This window comes from Olavius algarvensis spirochete endosymbiont (genome assembly GCA_900608495.1).
In the GTDB taxonomy this organism is placed as follows: domain Bacteria; phylum Spirochaetota; class Spirochaetia; order DSM-2461; family DSM-2461; genus UBA2779.
In genome coordinates this window covers 1-18,224 of the sequence record UWYT01000263.1, presented here as the reverse complement: position 1 = coordinate 18,224, position 18,224 = coordinate 1, and the positions used below count along the sequence as shown (strand labels likewise).

General features: G+C 45.1%; 14 protein-coding genes and 1 pseudogene. 5 read left to right on the top strand and 10 right to left on the bottom strand.

Annotation, left to right across the window (positions count from 1 at the left end; translation table 11 throughout):
- Positions 1–82 precede the first annotated feature (82 nt).
- Complete coding sequence (locus S1OALGB6SA_RS08065) at positions 83–1,711, top strand: DUF8510 domain-containing protein (protein ID WP_124033128.1); 1,629 nt, start codon at positions 83–85, stop codon at positions 1,709–1,711.
- A gap of 2 nt (positions 1,712–1,713) precedes the next feature.
- On the opposite strand, the gene S1OALGB6SA_RS08060 is transcribed toward S1OALGB6SA_RS08065, so the two are convergent.
- Genes S1OALGB6SA_RS08060 through S1OALGB6SA_RS08050 form a run of 3 tightly spaced genes read right to left on the bottom strand, consistent with a single transcriptional unit; the run spans position 1,714 to position 3,276 of the window.
- Positions 1,714–1,995, bottom strand: coding sequence for a hypothetical protein (locus S1OALGB6SA_RS08060; protein WP_037565042.1), 282 nt, complete (start codon positions 1,993–1,995; stop codon positions 1,714–1,716).
- Positions 1,988–2,494, bottom strand: coding sequence for a signal peptidase II (gene lspA, locus S1OALGB6SA_RS08055; RefSeq protein ID WP_037565040.1), 507 nt, complete (start codon positions 2,492–2,494; stop codon positions 1,988–1,990). The genes S1OALGB6SA_RS08060 and lspA overlap by 8 nt, the downstream gene beginning before the upstream one ends.
- A 20-nt stretch (positions 2,495–2,514) precedes the next feature.
- Entirely contained in the window at positions 2,515–3,276 is a 762-nt protein-coding gene (locus tag S1OALGB6SA_RS08050; RefSeq protein ID WP_037565038.1) for a Nif3-like dinuclear metal center hexameric protein, read from the bottom strand.
- Positions 3,277–3,376: 100 nt separating this feature from the next.
- On the opposite strand from S1OALGB6SA_RS08050, the gene S1OALGB6SA_RS08045 reads away from it, so the two are divergent.
- Positions 3,377–5,761, top strand: coding sequence for an ATP-binding protein (locus S1OALGB6SA_RS08045; RefSeq protein ID WP_124033127.1), 2,385 nt, complete (start codon positions 3,377–3,379; stop codon positions 5,759–5,761).
- A gap of 72 nt (positions 5,762–5,833) precedes the next feature.
- Positions 5,834–7,315 (top strand): HDOD domain-containing protein, encoded by a 1,482-nt coding sequence (locus tag S1OALGB6SA_RS08040; RefSeq protein ID WP_037565034.1) that lies wholly within the window; start codon positions 5,834–5,836, stop codon positions 7,313–7,315.
- Between the two features lie 213 nt (positions 7,316–7,528).
- On the opposite strand, the gene S1OALGB6SA_RS08035 is transcribed toward S1OALGB6SA_RS08040, so the two are convergent.
- Positions 7,529–7,813: a flagellar biosynthesis anti-sigma factor FlgM gene (locus tag S1OALGB6SA_RS08035; protein ID WP_037565032.1), complete on the bottom strand. Its 285-nt coding sequence runs from the start codon at positions 7,811–7,813 to the stop codon at positions 7,529–7,531.
- 106 nt (positions 7,814–7,919) lie between these two features.
- Positions 7,920–8,591, bottom strand: coding sequence for a 16S rRNA (cytidine(1402)-2'-O)-methyltransferase (rsmI, locus tag S1OALGB6SA_RS08030; protein WP_037565044.1), 672 nt, complete (start codon positions 8,589–8,591; stop codon positions 7,920–7,922).
- 922 nt (positions 8,592–9,513) lie between these two features.
- Between rsmI and S1OALGB6SA_RS08025 the strand changes: the two genes are divergently transcribed.
- Positions 9,514–10,872: an HAD-IG family 5'-nucleotidase gene (locus S1OALGB6SA_RS08025; RefSeq protein ID WP_037565030.1), complete on the top strand. Its 1,359-nt coding sequence runs from the start codon at positions 9,514–9,516 to the stop codon at positions 10,870–10,872.
- 5 nt (positions 10,873–10,877) lie between these two features.
- Here the strand turns inward: S1OALGB6SA_RS08025 and S1OALGB6SA_RS08020 are convergent, their stop codons facing one another.
- Genes S1OALGB6SA_RS08020 through S1OALGB6SA_RS08010 form a run of 3 tightly spaced genes read right to left on the bottom strand, consistent with a single transcriptional unit; the run spans position 10,878 to position 13,602 of the window.
- Complete coding sequence (locus S1OALGB6SA_RS08020) at positions 10,878–11,609, bottom strand: lysophospholipid acyltransferase family protein (RefSeq protein ID WP_037565028.1); 732 nt, start codon at positions 11,607–11,609, stop codon at positions 10,878–10,880.
- Positions 11,610–11,615: 6 nt separating this feature from the next.
- Complete coding sequence (locus S1OALGB6SA_RS08015; RefSeq protein WP_081950207.1) at positions 11,616–12,743, bottom strand: glycosyltransferase family 2 protein; 1,128 nt, start codon at positions 12,741–12,743, stop codon at positions 11,616–11,618.
- A 37-nt stretch (positions 12,744–12,780) separates the two neighbouring features.
- Positions 12,781–13,602: a hypothetical protein gene (locus S1OALGB6SA_RS08010; RefSeq protein ID WP_124033125.1), complete on the bottom strand. Its 822-nt coding sequence runs from the start codon at positions 13,600–13,602 to the stop codon at positions 12,781–12,783.
- Positions 13,603–13,758: 156 nt separating this feature from the next.
- On the opposite strand from S1OALGB6SA_RS08010, the gene leuS reads away from it, so the two are divergent.
- Positions 13,759–16,275 (top strand): leucine--tRNA ligase, encoded by a 2,517-nt coding sequence (leuS, locus tag S1OALGB6SA_RS08005; protein WP_124033129.1) that lies wholly within the window; start codon positions 13,759–13,761, stop codon positions 16,273–16,275.
- Here leuS and S1OALGB6SA_RS08000 read toward each other — a convergent pair.
- On the bottom strand, positions 16,268–17,563 hold the full coding sequence (locus S1OALGB6SA_RS08000) for an MFS transporter (protein ID WP_124033124.1): 1,296 nt from the start codon (positions 17,561–17,563) through the stop codon (positions 16,268–16,270). The two genes, leuS and S1OALGB6SA_RS08000, sit on opposite strands and share 8 nt — an antisense overlap.
- A gap of 330 nt (positions 17,564–17,893) precedes the next feature.
- Positions 17,894–18,224: pseudogene (locus tag S1OALGB6SA_RS07995) on the bottom strand (dihydroorotate dehydrogenase-like protein); the annotation flags it as partial.

Below are 18,224 nucleotides of genomic sequence, written 5' to 3'. Positions count from 1 at the left end.
TTAGAGCGCGTGAATGGCATTCACGAGGTCATGGGTTCGACTCCCTTCACCTCCATTAATCCAGTAAATGAGCGTAGAATAAGTGAGTGCAAAGGAAATTAACCCGGAAATAGCGGCACTTTTGGACGACGATGCTGCACTAGTTCCGGATTTTTCCAAAATCTTTGACACATCTGACGACTTGCTTACAGAAGACTCAGACGACTTGCTTACAGAAGACTCAGTTGAAAATTTCAGCAAACAAACTTTTCCAACAATTGAGAAATGGGAACAGGAACCGAACTCCACTTTCTTCGAAAAGGACTTCTACTCAAAAGTTCTAACAGGCGAAGGTGAGTACTCCAAAAAATTTCATGACTTACTCCAAAAATTTTTTAAGGCCGAGGATCCCCAAGAAAAAGGTGTTTTCCGTCAACGTCTGATTCCCGTTTGGTGGGATTTGCTAAAAAGCATTGCAACACATTTCCAAAACTCTTCACAGGAAAAAAGATGGGCGATACGATACGCTTATTTTCTTCCAAAGCTTGTCTCCGCCGAACAACGACAAATGCTTTCAAAGATTGTCACTGAAAACGTTTATGCTGAACCAATACACTATGTGGACGAGTGGTTCGATCTAATACTCGATAACAAAGAAAACCCGCTTGCAACCGACGAGTTGAAGTCCAGCCGGACACATGTTCCAACAAAGACAAAGGCACAACTCGATAAGGCCTTAGGCTCTAAGGAAGCGAATCTGGCTCTGCTTCAAAATCTGATGCTTACTCGAAGCAACTTGAATACCGAATTACGGACTCATGTTCGTGTGATTACCCAGCACAAGGCACATTCAAGCATATCAGGTGTCCAGAACCCGTTCACTGCGGAACAAAAATACTCCTTCAGCCAGATCAACGATATACTCCGTAAACTCAACAAAGTAGACAAGGATATCAACCTGAACATTGCAAGGTACAAGGATGCGGATAGTAAATTCGAAAAACTTGACGACAGAATTCAACAAATAGGAGAATTCAGCAAAGCTGACAAGAACGCGATAGAACGTGAACTAGATAGCGTCAGACAATTAACCAAAATGTGTGTCGGTCGACGGGGAAATCATCTGCCTTTTCTGATGAAAACCTTTTTCTCTTCAAACATCGCATCCATTGGAACCCGTGAAAATGTTATTAAATATATGAGCTGGATAGAACAGATAGATTCCGGAGTTTTCTGCCGTTCGTTTCGGCAAAAACGAAATCGGATCGTGCCCCATACCATCATTGTCCCTTGCTATGGAGACAGGGGAATCTGCTGGGAGCCCTTCGAACAGTTTAATCGAGCCACGAGTCGCGGACGAATCGCTGTCCCAATGTACCCAAAAGATATTAAAACCGCGGTTATCTATGCTCTTGGAGATCTCCGCTGGGGTGTTGCAAAAGAGAAGGCTGCCCATTATTGGATGGAAGAGGGACTTACCGGCCATTACTATCAGTGGTTTGGCGAATCCAAGCAGCGAGGGGATGTTCGAATGAGTTTTCTTGATAACTATTTCCTATGGATTACAAAAGAGTCAGAGGGTGTTCAAAAGTTGGAAAAAGAGGTCCGTAACATTTTTTGGCGTTTCATGCCTTTCCCCCAGCCTCTCAAAGACTCCCTGAAAAATCGTGGTTTCGTTTACAACGAACTCTATAAGAGAGATATCAACAAAAAGCTTTCCGATGGATACTAATCCTATCGGAGCCGCTTATGGAATATTGGCTCAATGTAGTTATCCAGGTTCCATTTTCGAATTGTCCATTTAATAAGCCTCGAATAAAGAAAAAAGCTTCCGAAAACGGTGCCAATCAAAATCAGTACTACCGCTAATAAAGACATCGCCTTGGAACTAATGCCAAATTTCTGATATATTGAACCCAGTAGTGCTCCAATTATCAGAGCCAGGATTACTAGCATTAACAGATTCAGTATCGTTGCCCCAATCAAGAAAAAGATTGTATTGAGCCTCTTATTCAAGCCTTCCACCTTGGTCTTTTTGACGAAATAACAGGATAATTAGAACGATAGAGAAAACCACCATTGATGCATCAGCAATATTGAAGGTTGGCCAACGTTCCAAGCCGAAGATGCCAAAGAATTTGAAATCAAGAAAATCGACAACTCCTTCAGATCGGAAAATGCGATCAAACTGATTGCCTATACCACCTCCAAGTATTCCCGCGAGCATCCATCGCTGGCTCTTTGGAAGTTCCTTTCCACGTACGAGATAAATCCCCATCCCTATTAACACAATAACGGGAATGACAACAAGAATCACGGTGCGATAAGCACCGGGGATATTGGCTCCCATACTGAATGCTGCGCCTGTATTTCTGACATGTACCAGTCGAAAAAAATCTCCCGCAAAAGTCCAGGCAATCGTAAAAGGTGGAATCAGCTTGACAACCAAAAACTTTGACAACTGGTCGATTATAGCTATACTCACACTTAGAATGAAATAGCGCCCCTTTTTCAAACCTTACTCCTTTTCAGAGTTCAATACCCAGTCGGGATATCAAGGAAAACTGATTCAATGTTCAGTTCTTGAGTTACCAACTCGGCCATGGCCTTTACTCCGAAGATTTCAGTTAAGTAATGACCTGCAAAAAGAACGTTGATTCCTGCTTCACGACACTCATGGTAGATGCCGTGGGAGGCATCTCCCGTTATGTACAAATCCATTCCCTCACTAATGGCCTGGGAAACCTCATATGGTGCGCCCCCCGAAATCACGGCAATGCTATGAATCTCAGCGGGGCCAAATCTCAGCGCGTTAATACCATCTCCCCAGGTTCCAAAAAGACGCTCAACGACTCTCTCTAAATTGGACGGCTCGGAAAGCAATCCCTTATACCCAATTTTGCGCCCCCTATAGACTCCAAAGGGCTCAATATTCCTTAGATCCAGCCTGCTTACTATTTGTGCATTGTTGCCCAAAAGAGAGTGTCGGTCCAGAGGCAGATGACAGGCATAAAGAGCGATATTGTTTTTCATCAGAAATCGAATCCTTTCGCCTGCAACTCCGACTAGCCGTAGTGCGGGCCCCCATAACAAACCATGATGAACAAACAAAGTTTGGGCGTCCTCTTGTTTCGTTCTCTGAAACGAATCAAGGCACGCGTCCACGGCAAAAGTCATTTTCCCAAGTTCTGCATTCATATCCCCCACTTGAACACCGTTTAGAGAGCCATCCACGCTATCCACTTCACTGAACTCCAAACGTTCACGGGCCCAGCGGTCAAAATCAGCAAGTCTCATGGGTTTATTATAGAGTTTTGTCTGGGTGTTTCAAGTTCAGTATGCAAAGGAGCCTGGGTTCGCTTTTCAAAAAATAGCATCGGGCTGTAGAATTGGATGCATGTCAAATTTGCCGCACGAACTCTCTTTCGAGGATATCTCACTTGATATTGAACTCCCCCACAACCACCTCTCGGAAGAAATGCAAGATAATAAACACTGGGCAATGATCGGCCAGGATCGCGCTATTCGTGCTCTTAAGATGGGTATTTCAATAAGGGCTAAAGGCTACAACATCTACGTGGCTGGAGAACCCGGCACAGGCAAACATACGGCTATCATGGATATTCTTTCCCATAATAGAACCAAAAACGGCACTCTGCGAGATATAGCCTATGTTCAGAATTTTCAAGATCCAGATAAACCGCTTACATTGATTTTTTCGGAAGGACGAGCACGCTTGTTTAAGGAGGAACTTCGCCTCCTGCTAGATAGGCTAACCGATAGAATTGTCCACGATCTGGATGCGGAATCCTATAAGTCGAAACGGGATAGTCTGATTGCCGAGATAGAAAACAGAGAAACCAGGATTTTGTCCGATTTTGAAAATCAACTCGAGAGGGGAGGATTCAAAACTATTCAGACCAATGATGCAACGGAGGGTCGAGCGGCGGATATAGCCCCTCTGATAGATGGCAATGTCGTTCTCTTTGAAGACCTCCAAGACTGGGTGGCTTCCGGGAAGATTCCAGAATCAATGTGGCGAGACACTCGAGAACGCTATTTCACTTATCTGGATGCGATGAAACGAACTTACAGAAGTATCCGCATTGCAAGAGAGAATTTGGATGAAGCGCTGATATCATTAAAAGAGGAAACCATACGTCCGGGAATAAACGAGGAATGCTCGGCCATATCTGAGAATTGGAAAGACGAGAATATTAAGACATATCTAAAAAATCTCGAATGTGATATCATTGAGAATAACGACTGGTTTTCAAGAGACTCGGAAGATGACGATGTTATAGATTTAAATATTCGCTACGGAATAAACATTGTCATTGATCGTTTTGGAGTTAACAAATTGCCAGTAATTCGTGAGACGAATCCCACCAAAACAAACCTTTTTGGCGCAATCGAAGCAAAGTATGATGTTTCGAATGAACTCAAAACCAATTTTATGATGATTAAATCCGGCGCGCTTCTGGAAGCGGATGGAGGTTTTCTCATTTTGCAGGCAGAAGACATTTTTTTGAAGGAAGGACTTTGGACGGACTTCAAGAGAGCTCTGCAAACGGGTTTGGTGGCCCCTGAAATCCAATCCACCCCTTTAGGATCTTTGCCAATATTGATGGATCCGGAGCCGGTGATGTTCGATACCACGATAATACTAATGGGACCGGCTCGTATTTATGAGTCTCTCTGCTCTCAAGATGATGATTTCTCAAAGCTATTCAAGGTTACGGCCGAATTTAGTTCAACTATGCCAAGGGAAACCAAAACCGAAAATGAGTATGCGGTTTTCGCCAGGGGTTTGTTAAAAAAGGAAAACTTGTTACCAATAAGCTCTGATGGAATTGTCGGACTTATTTCTTATGGTGTTTTCCTTGCTGAGAAACGCGATCGTTTGAGTACTCGCTTCAGTTTGATTGCCGATCTTATTAGGGAAGCTCATTATGGAGCCTTGGTGAAAGGGAAAACGAAGATTGATATCGGAGTCGTGAAGGCAGCAATCGCAATGAGGGAGTATATGGGCAACCTGCCAGAGGAGATACTCCTCGATCAGATTCGCGATGGTTCGTTACTGATTGATGTGAACGACAGCAAAATCGGAGTGGTTAATGGTTTGGCGGTTCTTGAGCGGGGGTTTTATTCTTTTGGGGCACCCCTGCGGATAACCGTGGCGGTTGGACCTGGTAAGGAAGGTGTAATAAATATCGAGCGAGAAGCTGGTTTGTCTGGGGAATTGCACGATAAGGGTGTATTCCTGTTAGAGGGATACCTTCGTTACCGATACGCCAGGAGACGACAACTATCGATGACGGCCAGTATTGCGGTTGAACAGTCCTTTTCTGAAATCGATGGAGATTCGGCGTCGGTGTCGGAACTGGCCGCATTGCTGTCCGCTATTGCGGATATTCCGGTGCGTCAGGATGTGGCGATTACCGGTGCTATCAATCAGCAGGGGGTTGTTCAACCCGTTGGTGGTGTACACGAAAAGGTTCGAGGATTCTTTCAGGCATGTGCAGCGAGAGGACTGACGGGATATCAAGGAGTGATTATTCCAGCAAAGAATTCCCAAGCCGTTATACTTTCCGAGAGAGTTATGAAAGCGGTTAAGGAATCAAGATTTCATGTGTGGACCGCGAATAATATCGATGAAGTAATGGCTTTACTTACCGGGAAAAATGTTGGTCGGGATAAACGAAATGGTCGATTTGAATCAGGTAGTTTCAACGAGGCAGTTCGTAAGGGGTTGGTTGAATTGGCTAAACTTTCACAATAGGGGGGAAATTAGCTCTACATCTGATGAGCAACAAATGCCGAAAATGTTATCACTTGTCAACAGAAGGAATATATGTCCAACCCAGAAGTAATCGAGAAGATTAGGCGGTCTATACGTAAGTCGACTCCGTTGACAGTGACTACTTATAAATTTCCACACAAAACAGAGTTACAAATCGATGAAATTCTCGACATCTTCCTGGATGAACTTGGTCAAAGTGCGCTCAAAGATCATCTGTCATACTGCTTGAAGGAATTGGCCGCAAATGCAAAGAAAGCAAATACGAAGAGAGTGTACTTCGAAGAGAAGAATCTCAATATTCAGGATCGTGAAGACTATCGAAAAGGTATGAAAACCTTCCGAGATGAAACGCTGGAGAACCAAAAATACTGGATTGAACGCCAAAAGGAAAAAGGGTTGTTCATTAAATTTCTTTTTCATCCCACTGACAGGAACTTTCGGATTACTGTCAAGAACAACTCTGAAATAACCTGTAGTGAGCATATGCGTGTGTATGACCGAATCGCACGCTCCCGCGCCTTTGAAACTCTTGAGGAAGCATTTCTCGAAGTGCTTGACAATTCGGAAGGAGCGGGACTTGGCATTGTTATCCTGGTTTTGATGCTGCGAAAGATGGGACTGGATGAAGATTCTTACGAGATTGAGGGTTTCAATGGAATAACGAGCGCCAACATAACAATTCCTATCAGTGAAGTTAAGCTTGACCAACAGAAAATGCTGATTAAACAGATTGTCGATGAGATAGACAGCCTCCCTCAATTCCCCGAAAACATTGTTGCCATCCAGCGACTGATTAACGATCCAAAGAGCGAATTGCGGAATATTGCAAAAAAAATCAGCATTGATCCAGCGCTTACGGCAGATTTGCTGAAAACCGTGAATTCGGCATATTTCAAGCTGCCTAACAGGGTGGACAATATCGGTGATGCAGTGAAAATGCTGGGGCTGCGAGGCGTGAAAAATATGCTTCTCAGCTATGGCACTTCCAAAATCTTGAAGCTCCCTAACCACCCTGAACAATGGCGTCATGCCCACCGCGTAGCTTTTTATAGTTTCGTCTTGGTGCGACAGATTACGCGCAAGAAGGATATCATTGACGATGTCTATGTGGGAGGGATACTCCACGATATCGGCAAAATCATATTTTCTGTGATACATCCGAATCTGCTGGACAAAATACGGAAGTTCAGCCACGAAAAAGATATACCTCCGAGTTTGTTCGAAAACCTCTCGGCGGGTTACAATCATGCCGAAATCGGTGCACAAATAGCCGAGAAGTGGAACTTCCCAATCTCTTTGGTAGATGCGATTCGTTACCACCATCATCCAGACGGCTGTCACCCTGAAAATCGCTTAACTGTATCATGCGTCTATTTTGGCAATGCCATTTGTGCTTACGAGAACGGTAGCAAACGCTACGACTCCATGGATTTTTCAATACTTTCAAAATTCAGAATTACAAACGAAACTCAACTCAAGCAGGTGCAAAGTCGTTTGTCCAAAGATTACGAATCGGAAATAAGTGGCGTATAGGCTGAAACTGTCGGCGTGTCAATCAGGCTAGTGGTAAACAAAGTCTCTCGTCCAGTGCGCATTGGGTTCGATTGAACTATGGCAACCAGGACGTGGTCAGAACCAGAGCCGTGAATAAGCTGGGAAGTAAATTCTATCTCATCATCGCTTGGAAGCTCTTCTAACAGAAAAGGCAGGACTATGCGTCCTGCCAACTAAGGCAATCAAAAAAATCTAACCGCCGAAAACATCCAATAGGCGGTCAGCAACCACATTGATAACCTCATCGTCGACATAGTCGGATTTCTGGAGTTTTGCCTTCACTTCCTCCACTCTATCCATACGCACGTCCGGAACAGAACGCACTATATCGGCAGTCTGTCGGAGCGCGGCAGAGTGCCTGGCTTCCTCGGATACCGCCACGGAATCAGCTGCCATCTCCTTGGCAAGCTTCTCTATCTTATCTGTCTTGTTAAATTTCGAAATTGGATCTAGCGGCCCCAACCTATCAATGGTCATGTCTTCTCCTCGTTCCGACTAATCTAAGTATCGGCAACGATACTGTAATTATAACCCATGGATCGCCAAAATTTCAAAGATTCTACCCCTGCTGATTTCCATCTATTTAGATTCCTACAAGAACCGTGAATTCGCCCCTGATTCTATCCATTACAGACAACATCGACAATACCTCATAGGCTTTTCCAAAGATGTATTCTTCAAATTTCTTGGTTAATTCCCTACCCACAAAGATGTTACGATTTGGACAAAGCTTATCTAGATTCTCACAGAGTTCGATTATCCTATAAGGGGATTCGTAAATAACGAATATCATGCCACTTTCAAGCAGCTTCTGCAGCCGTCTGCGACGCTTCATGGCTTTCGGCGATAAGAAACCTTCGAACAAAAAGCCCTTTCCACCCATCCCGGCAACGCTGATAAGGGTGGTAACAGCCGATGCGCCCGGAAGTGGCACTATCTTAAAACCCTCTTTCCGGACCATACTGACAAGTCGAGTGCCAGGATCGCTCACGGCGGGTGTCCCCGCATCGGAGACATAGGCCACCGAAAAACCTTGACCAAGTAGTTTAACTATATTCTTAGCGCTCGCTACTTCGTTTCTCGCCCTGCAGCTGATCAGTTGTTTAAATTTTATATTATACTTAGTTAGGAGAATCCGCGTTTGTCGCGTATCCTCAGAAGCAATGATATCCACTTCCTTCAAAATCCTCACCGCACGAAAAGTGATATCCTCTAAGTTTCCAATTGGAGTAGCGACCACAAAAAGGGTAGACATAAGAGAGTATAGTAACATTTTCTGTGATTAACCTCATGGTCTGGTAGCTTATAATTAAACTAATCCCTGTTGAGAGGTCGAAATTTACAATATGACTGATTGCCATAGGAATAGTTTCGTCCGGACGAGTATTTTGGATTCTCTGAAAACTTCCGCCTCTCATCCCAGGGAGACTGCAATAAAACAACGCCAACTCCCGGCAAGCTTCACCACTGTTTGTCGCAATTTACTGGTGGATTTGAAATTGGCAGGAAGCCTCGAATCTTCAAAGAGCAGGGTTAAACATTCCGACGCACCTCATTTTCGTTGCGATGAGTGTGGCCATTTTTGAACGTCGAAATCTTTGTAGTGATTATCCTTGTGCTTTTGTTTTCAACATTGGGGTTACTTCTTTGGCATAGAAGAGGTTCGAATCAGGCTCGGTTTGCCAAGAGCAATCATTCTGTATTCATATCCACAAAAAGGTCTTGTCCACTCTGCAGTGAAACTCTCGAACGCGGTTTGAGAGTTTACTCAACGTTATTTCCCGGTAAAGAATTCGATCTGATGCACATATTCGGTTGCAGATACTGCCGGAACAGCGAAAAAGTATTCATCAGCAATTCAGTTCCTCTCAAAACCGACAGCTCAAACACTCATCAAAAATCTCCCAGGAACTTGAACAGAAGACGCTGCCCCTGTTGCAAAGGTGAACTCCCAAAAGGAGGCTACGCAATGGCAAGGGTCTATCAAAAACCCTATCGCCCACCCCATGTTCATGTATATGGCTGCACCCTCTGCAAGCCCGGTAGAAGATAATTCTATTGGCTGGTTATCAGAAGAATGGATATCGCATCGCTTCTGCCATGATTCCAGGAAATCGAGCTTTAAGAACTCAACCAACAGTCTTGAAATTAACACTGGTCTTAGCCATTCTGGAGTAATGCCCATTTATGTAAACAGACTATTGAATTTAAAAAAGATAAAAGTTGTAGGTTTCGACATGGATTACACCCTTGTACCCTACAAAATCGAAAAATTCGAAAAACTCGCCCATTCATTGGCCATCAACCGGCTCGTGCAAAACTACTCCTATCCCCAGGAAGTGGGAAAATTGGAATTCCAACTGAATCGCGCCATACTCGGTCTGGTAATCGATAAAAGAAATGGGAATATGCTCAAACTGAGTCGTTTCGGCAAGGTAAAAATCGCCTATCACGGACTCGAAGAAATCGACTTCCGCGAACGCCAGCAAATTTACCGTGAAAGAGTAATCGACCTTCGAGATGCCGATTTTCAAAGCCTTGATACGCCGTTTGCCATATCCAATGGTGTTTTATTTGCCCAAGTTGTGCAACTGAAAAAAGCGGGCATGAAACTTCCCGACTACAGACACTTAGCTTGCGAAATCAGTGCCTGCATAGACAGTCTTCATAAGGATGGCACACTGAAATCCATCCTCAAAGCCGATTTCGGCGAGTATGTTCGAAGAGATCCCCAAGCTGCCCCCACACTCGAACGGCTCAAGGTATACGGGAAAAAATTGATGATAATCACCAATTCGGATTATGCGTACTCCCGAATACTCCTAGACTACGCCTTAAACCCTTTCCTGACAAAGCATAAAAACTGGCAAGAACTCTTCGATCTTGTTATCACCCTTGCGGACAAACCCAAATTTTTTGCAAGTCCACACCGCTTTCTTAGAATCAATATCAAAACCGGGCAAATGAGTAATCATGAAGGTCCCATATCCCGGGGCATCTGGCAAGGCGGCTGGTTCGGTGATGTGCAAGAGGGGATGGGAATACCCGGTGATGAGTTTCTCTACTTAGGCGATCACATCTATGGCGATGTCGTATCCATAAAAAAGCTTTGTGACTGGCGCACTGCCCTCATTCTGAACGGCTTAGACGACGAGCTCAAGGGCATCAAAGCAACTCACGAAATTCAGCAGGAAATCGACCGCTTGATGAAGCGCAAGCAATTTCTAGAAAGACAGTCCGACAATGCTGAATTGGAACATCATACCGGAAACAGAGTTCAAAATTTCGAGACACAAGCGGACGAACAAGACGCTCTCAACTTTCGCATCTCTAAGCTTCTGGACAATCTCAAGCCCCATTTCAACCCCTACTGGGGAGAAATCTTCAGAGCCGGAATTGAGGAAAGTCGTTACGCAGAACAAGTGGAAAAATATGCCTGTATCTATATGACAAAGGTTTCCGATCTTTTCGAATACTCGCCGAGAACGTATTTTCGCCCAATCCGGCGACTCCTAGCACACGAAATCATCCAATAGCAAGTTTAAGCCTGAACCTCCTTAGTTGTGGGATCTCGTCTCTCAGGCAGAGTTTTACAACCACTTGCTTTTTTGATAGTACCAGTGATAACTGAGCGCACGTGCTTCGACAACAGAGTCGCCTGCTTCCTTCTAGATACCCCAGGGCTCCTGAAATCATCAGGATAAACCGGAGCTCCGAGAACAAAGGTTGTTCTTGGAGGCCATAGGGGAAAGATTCGACGAATTGGGCGCTCACGAAGTACTTCCGTCAGAGGCAAAACCGGAACATTGTTCAGCACCGCAAGGAAGAAAAAGCCTTCGAAAAAGTGCCCAGGGGTTTGGGAACGCCAATTCAATTCCCCCTCGGGGAAAAAAAATATGAGCACTTTCTTTCTTAGTGCTTCTTCGATATAGGTTGTAATGCTGAAAGGGTTTTTATCCGGAATACCAAAGGCCCCAAGTAATCTAGTAAGCCATCCAATGCTTTTACGCGTAACATTTTTTTCTGATGCGCCACATATTGATTTGCGAGGAAACAAAACCAACATGAGGAAGCCCGGCTCAATGAATTGGCAATGATTGGCAGCAATCATAGCGCCCTTGATATCACGAGCATTATGTCTTCCCTTTATTTGTAGACGATACACAATCTTCCCTAGCAAAAATATCGCAGGGATTGCCACAAGATAACGAATAAAAAAGCTAGCCAGGCGAAAAAGGAGATTTCCATCCACGATGGTTTGCAAATTTTTCACTGAAATCTAGAATACCTTTCTGTCTTTCCAGTCATATCCTCGTCCATTAACTTCATCAATCACACTTCCCCAGCTCAATATCACTGTACAGAGAAATTGAACGGGGTAGAAAAACGGCACATACCAGGGGAGCCGGCGATCGAATGCAGTTATCGACCAACCCAGCAGTATTCCGACATTTCCCCAAATAATCCAAGGCGTTTGCGGAGAAGAATAATAGAGGATAAAAGGAATTAGAAACGCAGGCACTACAAGTAATGCTATATTGAAAAAGGACATAATGATAAGGGGATAGATTTTCTTGTCAAAATATTCGTAGATAGATCTTTTCAGACCGGCTATGGTATGTCCCCAGGAGTCGTACATGAAACCGCTTAACACATCACGTGCATCGAGAAAAACGTGTCGGTATCCAGCTCGCTTCATCGCCCTTCCCATTTGGATATCTTCAAGGATCTTGTTGAATACGACTGCAAAGCCTCCCGAATCTGCATAGGCCTCCCTGCGAAACACCATTAGCTGCCCAATTGCGTGAGAGAAAAGTGACTGCTTCGTGGGTTTAATGAGCCAAAATGGGAGCAAAACCGAGTTAACGAAGTATACAAGAGGGAAAAAAATATATTCTCGCACACTTCTTGCCCTATGTCGTGGGTAGGCAGACATGGAATCTGCCTTATGGCGAAACAACCTGTCAGTAACCCAAGAAAGAAAATCGGGCGCGGGGGTGATATCTGCGTCAAGAAATACAAATATTTCACCCTTGGCAGCTTCCGCCAATTGAGTCATCGCATAAGGTTTACCTTTCCACCCTTCAAGAAGCTCCCCTCCCCGCAGGGCAGTCATGAATTTGTTTCTATCAGCATAGGCATTGACAATGTCCCAAGTTCCATCACTTGAATTATCATCGATTACAACTACTTCGAAATTGGAGTATTCCTGGCTTAGTAGCCCCTCTAAGGTGGGAATTATGCGCCTCTCCTCATTTCTGGCTGGAATCAGCACTGAAATCATCGGACCCTCTTTCATACGGGTTTTGCGCCTGCTCAACTTGAAAAATATGGCATTCGACAAACTCAACAACACACACCATGCACCAACCAGAAAAAAAATCTGGGAATACAAAGTCAAAAACATGGAAAGCTGCGGCGTCTCGGCTTCATTGAAATCACCCTCATTCTAACTCGCTTTCACAGAATGACAGCATTGCCGCAGAGTATACATTCCCCGGATATATCTCCTGTGCCTTCCCAAAGTAGTATGCCGCCTCCAGCCAACGTTCAAGCTTCAAATTGGCAACGCCAAGAGCAACATTTATACTGTGCATATCTTCTCGATCAGGAGAGCCCTTCTGAACAGTAGTTTCAATGATGCCAATACCCTTAGCCGGATTGCCACCGAATATCAGAGGCGAATAAATATATCTTGAGGCAATAAGCATGTGGGCTTTAATCTCGTCGGGATCCAATTCAATTGCCTCTCGGGCCAAAGTTTGTACTTTCGGGCCGTTGGAAATCAAGTAACTCATCGTTTTCAAAGTGGCGATTTGGCTCAAGCTCTCAGCGTACTGCCTAATACCTCTAGCATCACGCCCCATCGTTAGATATTGCTCCGAAAGAGACATGGACTCTTCCAGGAGTTGAATTATTTCTTCCAGATTTTTGTATCTTTTCTGGACAGCTCTAAACTTGCTATTACGAAATTCTCTATCAGATTCGAGTACTTCTTCCGTTTTATCAAAGGCGAGATAACCTCGGGCCATATAATATGCAGCCTGAGATTTACGGAAAAGCAGCTCTTGTTCATCCAAATCCAACTCTTCCAGTATCACCAGCATATCTTGATACATCTGACTCAAGGTAGCATCATCAATTCTCTGCAGGTACATTTCATCTCGGAAATTCTCAATAAGAGTGCTGGCTGTCTTATATGATTCATGTGAGAATACTTCGCATGCAAAGGTTGAAATTACAAGAAATAGCAGAATTCTACGCACGCTCTAGAGAATAATAGGACTTCTTATTGAACACAAGGCATCTTCGCAAAAAGTAGGAAGTCCCAATCTATTGTCTCAATTCTCATTAAGATGAGGGGGAGATAGAAATGAGAACCTGGATAGACTTCAGGAGTGTTTATCAGTACTATCTACCCCATGCAGAGTTATCCTTTTCGGGAAATCGAACTCAAATGGCAGAAATATTGGGAGGACAATAAAACTTTCAGGGTTATTGAGGATGAAAAATTTCCGCCAAAGCGGCGGCAATACATCCTGGACATGTTCCCCTATCCCTCCGGCGCAGGACTGCATGTCGGACATCCTGAGGGTTACACTGCAACAGATATTTATTCTCGCTATCTTCGGATGAATGGTCACAATGTACTCCATCCGATGGGTTATGATTCCTTTGGACTTCCAGCTGAAAACTATGCAATAAAAAGCGGCCAGCCCCCTCGCAAGATAACTGAAGAAAACATTATCAATTTCTCACAACAGATAAAGAGACTTGGATTCAGTTACGACTGGGATCGTGAGATTCAAACCCATCGCCCTGAATACTATCGATGGACACAGTGGATTTTTTTACAGCTTTACAAGAAGAACCTGGCATATGAATCCAAGATGCCTATCAACTGGTGCAAATCCTGTAAAACAGGCCTGGCCAACGAAGAAGTACATGAGGGTAAGTGTGAGCGTTGCGGACATTTGGTTCAAAGAAAAAACACCCGTCAGTGGATGCTCAAAATAACCGAATATGCCCAAGCTCTTTTAGACGATTTGGATTATCTTGATTGGACCGAATCCATAAAGGCAATGCAACGCAACTGGATTGGACGTTCTGAGGGTGCAAATATCTATTTCACGCTTGCTGGATCTGCTGCTCCCACGTGCCCTATTGAAGTCTATACTACGAGACCAGATACCCTTTTTGGAGCCACTTATATGGTGCTCGCTCCTGAACATCCACTTGTACTGCAGATATGCACACCCGAAAATCGCAGTTCGGTGAAGCACTACATCGAACAAGCATCTCACAAGAGCGATCTGGAACGCACAGATTTGGCAAAGGATAAATCAGGAGTATCCACCGGAGCCTACGCTATAAATCCTGTAAATGGAAAGAAAATACCAATCTGGATTTCCGATTACATACTGATTTCATATGGAACCGGTGCAATTATGGCCGTTCCAGCCCACGATCAGCGCGACTGGGAATTCGCAAGAAAATTTGGACTTCCGATCATCGAAGTTCTCAAAGGCGGCAACATCGAGAAGGAAGCATATACAGGCGACGGTCCGCATGTTAACTCAGGCTACCTAAACGGCACTGACAAAAACACCGCCATTAGCAGCGTCATCGCCCACCTTGAAAAGGAGAAAAAGGGCAAGAAAACCATCAACTACAAGCTCCGTGACTGGATATTTTCGCGTCAACGCTACTGGGGAGAACCCATTCCCCTAATTCACTGCCCAAAATGTGGCATCGTTCCGATCCCTGAAACTCAGCTTCCCCTAACCCTCCCCGAAGTCAAGAGTTACCAACCAACCGGAACCGGGGAGAGTCCACTGGCAAACATTGAAGAGTGGGTAAACACTACCTGCCCCACCTGCTCCGGTTCAGCAAAGCGCGAAACGAACACGATGCCCCAGTGGGCAGGCTCCTGCTGGTACTATTTACGCTTCATAGATCCTCACAACAATTCCTGCCTGGTAGACAAGAAAAAGGAAACGTATTGGATGCCCGTGAAACTATACGTAGGAGGGGCGGAGCACGCAGTTCTTCATCTGCTTTATGCCCGCTTCTGGCACAAAGTTCTACACGATATAGGAATTGTAAGTCACAAAGAACCTTTTTACCGGCTGGTTAACCAAGGCATGATAACCTCCTTCGCCTACCGTCGCGCCGATAAAACACTTATTCCAGCCGACGAGGTAGAAAGAAGAGGTTCCATCTACGTACACAAAACAGGCGGTGAAGAACTTGAACTGGTAATCGCCAAGATGTCCAAAAGTCTTAAAAACGTAATCAACCCCGACGACATAATTAGAGACTATGGCGCCGATTCCATGCGCATTTATGAAATGTTCATGGGCCCGCTTGAAGTATCCATGCCATGGCAAACCAAGGGTTTAATCGGCATTCATCGATTTCTAAATCGCATATGGAACATCGCAAACCGACCCATAGACAGCGCATCTCCTCCCGTGGCAGCCCAGAAGGTGCTTCACAAGACAATTAAGAAAGTCAGCATTGATACAGCAAACCTGGCATTCAACACCGCAATCTCTCAAATGATGATATTCATAAACGAAATTTACAAGGAAAGGGTTTGTTGGCGAGCACTCTGGGAACCCTTTGTGCTGATTCTTGCCCCCTACGCTCCTCATCTCGCCGAAGAAATGGGGCAAATGCTCGGCAAAAACGGCAGTCTAGCTTATCATCCCTATCCTACTTGGAACGACAAGCTTGTACACGACAGCCAAAAAGAAATCGTCCTTCAAATCAATGGCAAAGTGCGCGCCAAGGTCAAGGTTCCCAGCGGTACGGACTCTGCACAACTGAAAAAAATCGCCCTCAAGGATCCCAAGATAATTGAGCTTAGCAAAGACAAAGAAATCACAAGAATAGTCACCGTTCGCGATCGTCTGGTGAACTTCGTTGTCAGCTAACAGATTGCTCAGCAGAGGCAAGTATATCGGTTTTCTCACTCTTTCTGAAGATAGCCAGTATGGGCTGAGTTAAAAGAAAAAGTACAACTCCTGCCAGATATCCAAAGGGGATGCCGAAACGTCCGGCCACGACTCCCAGGGTGGGTTGTCCAATGATTGCACCGCCGCTGCTTACCAGTGAATCAAGCGACACAATAGTTGCGCGTTTCTCCGAAGGAATACGGCTGTGCAATGCATCTCGTAAGAATGGTCCCGCGTATCCCAAACCACCCATAAGAAGCATTAATCCAAGCATCGCCAGCACGGGAGCAAGCAAAGCACCAAAAAATGCCCGCAGGAAACCCAATCCCACCAATCCCGTAATCAGAGCGCCAATGGTGACGATAAGCATCGCTCCCGAAAGCTTTGCGCTTACCAGCTTCTTCGCCCCCCCACCATGTTTATTCTGCCTTCCCACCAGTAGCTGTCCCAATATTTGGGAAAACGTTATCAGTGCCGTAACCAAACCCGACAACCAAGCTGCTCCCGGCTTTCCTGCCAGTTCGGTTATATAGGGCTGCAGCGCGTAAAATCCCCACATCAAAAAGATTCCCAACAAAAAGGAAATCCCCATCAATACACGAAGCGATTTCACCCTGAAACCAAAACGGACTGTGTCATTTAGAACGCGCTTAACTCGATCCATCGGACTTAAGACCTTCCCATCCGGCTTCCATCCGCGTTCTGGCATAGCAAAAAGCGCCAAACCCAGCATCAGAAGGAACAGAACCGCCCTGAGCAGATAAGGAATCCTGTAATCCAGACTGCCAAGCAAGCCACCCGTGACAGTGCCCGCAAGCATAGTAATGCTCGAAGTTGTTGCAGCCTTTGCGAACAGAGAAGCCTCGTCGCCTTTCTCTCCCAAAAATATGAGCTCATCTACAGCCCAGGCCTCTGCGGCTCCCGAAAAAAAAGTGAATCCCAAACCCAGAAGAATGGAGGCTGCCGAAAAAGCCGCAAATCCACCACCCCAAGTTCCCGCACTCAGATATCCCAGGGTTCCAACGAAGAGCATCACCGAACTCCAAACAAGGGAAACCCTCCTCCCCTTCGTATCCGCAACCGCTCCCGTTGGAATCTCAAAAAGAGTCATGGCTGCAGTAAATACAGTATTAACCAGAAAAACCTGTACAATGTCCAAGCCCGAATCCAGCAAGAAGAGAGTATTCACCCCCCAAATAATAGACGCCGCCAAAGTATGGGCGCCCGTCAGGATATAAAATCTCCTGCGTATACTCTTTGCAGTCATTCACCGGCCAATAGCATTTTGAGATCGCAACACTTCCTTCAAAGACAAATAAGATAAGAAAAGCATATTTTCTCGGAATTCAGACGGTCCTTCAATACATAGCGCAAACTCCGACTGCCGTCAGCATCATTCTATATCGATATCTGACAAACAGATTTCGCATAAACCAAATCGAAAAACCGCCAAACCGCTAAGCGAGGTTACAGTCTATGTAGCCTGCTGCAAAATCAAGCTTGCCAAAGGCGAATTCCAAACTCATCCAGTGAGCAAAAAGAACGGCAGTCTAGCGACCAAAACGAACTAAAAGTTCGCCGGCCCTGATCGCTAGATCTACCGAATAATTTTCATGGGATCAGGTTTCATAAGCAGCTTGGCGTACTGGGCCCGCTTATAAGCCCAGGGATCTGTAGAATTCTTTCTACTCATCTTGCCTCGAAAATCTTCCAAGCTGACATAGTCTTTTTCATCCATCCACCTGCTTAACTCGTCTACAATTCGTCCCGCCTGTGTAAGCTTATTCCGATACAAAGTGCTCACCACCTGAACAACATCGGCACCGGCAAGAATCATCTTTGCGGCGTCCAATCCGTCCATAACACCACTTGAAGCGCAAATGCTCCCGCTCGTCTCTCCGAAAAGCAGCCCCACATAACGCAGAGGC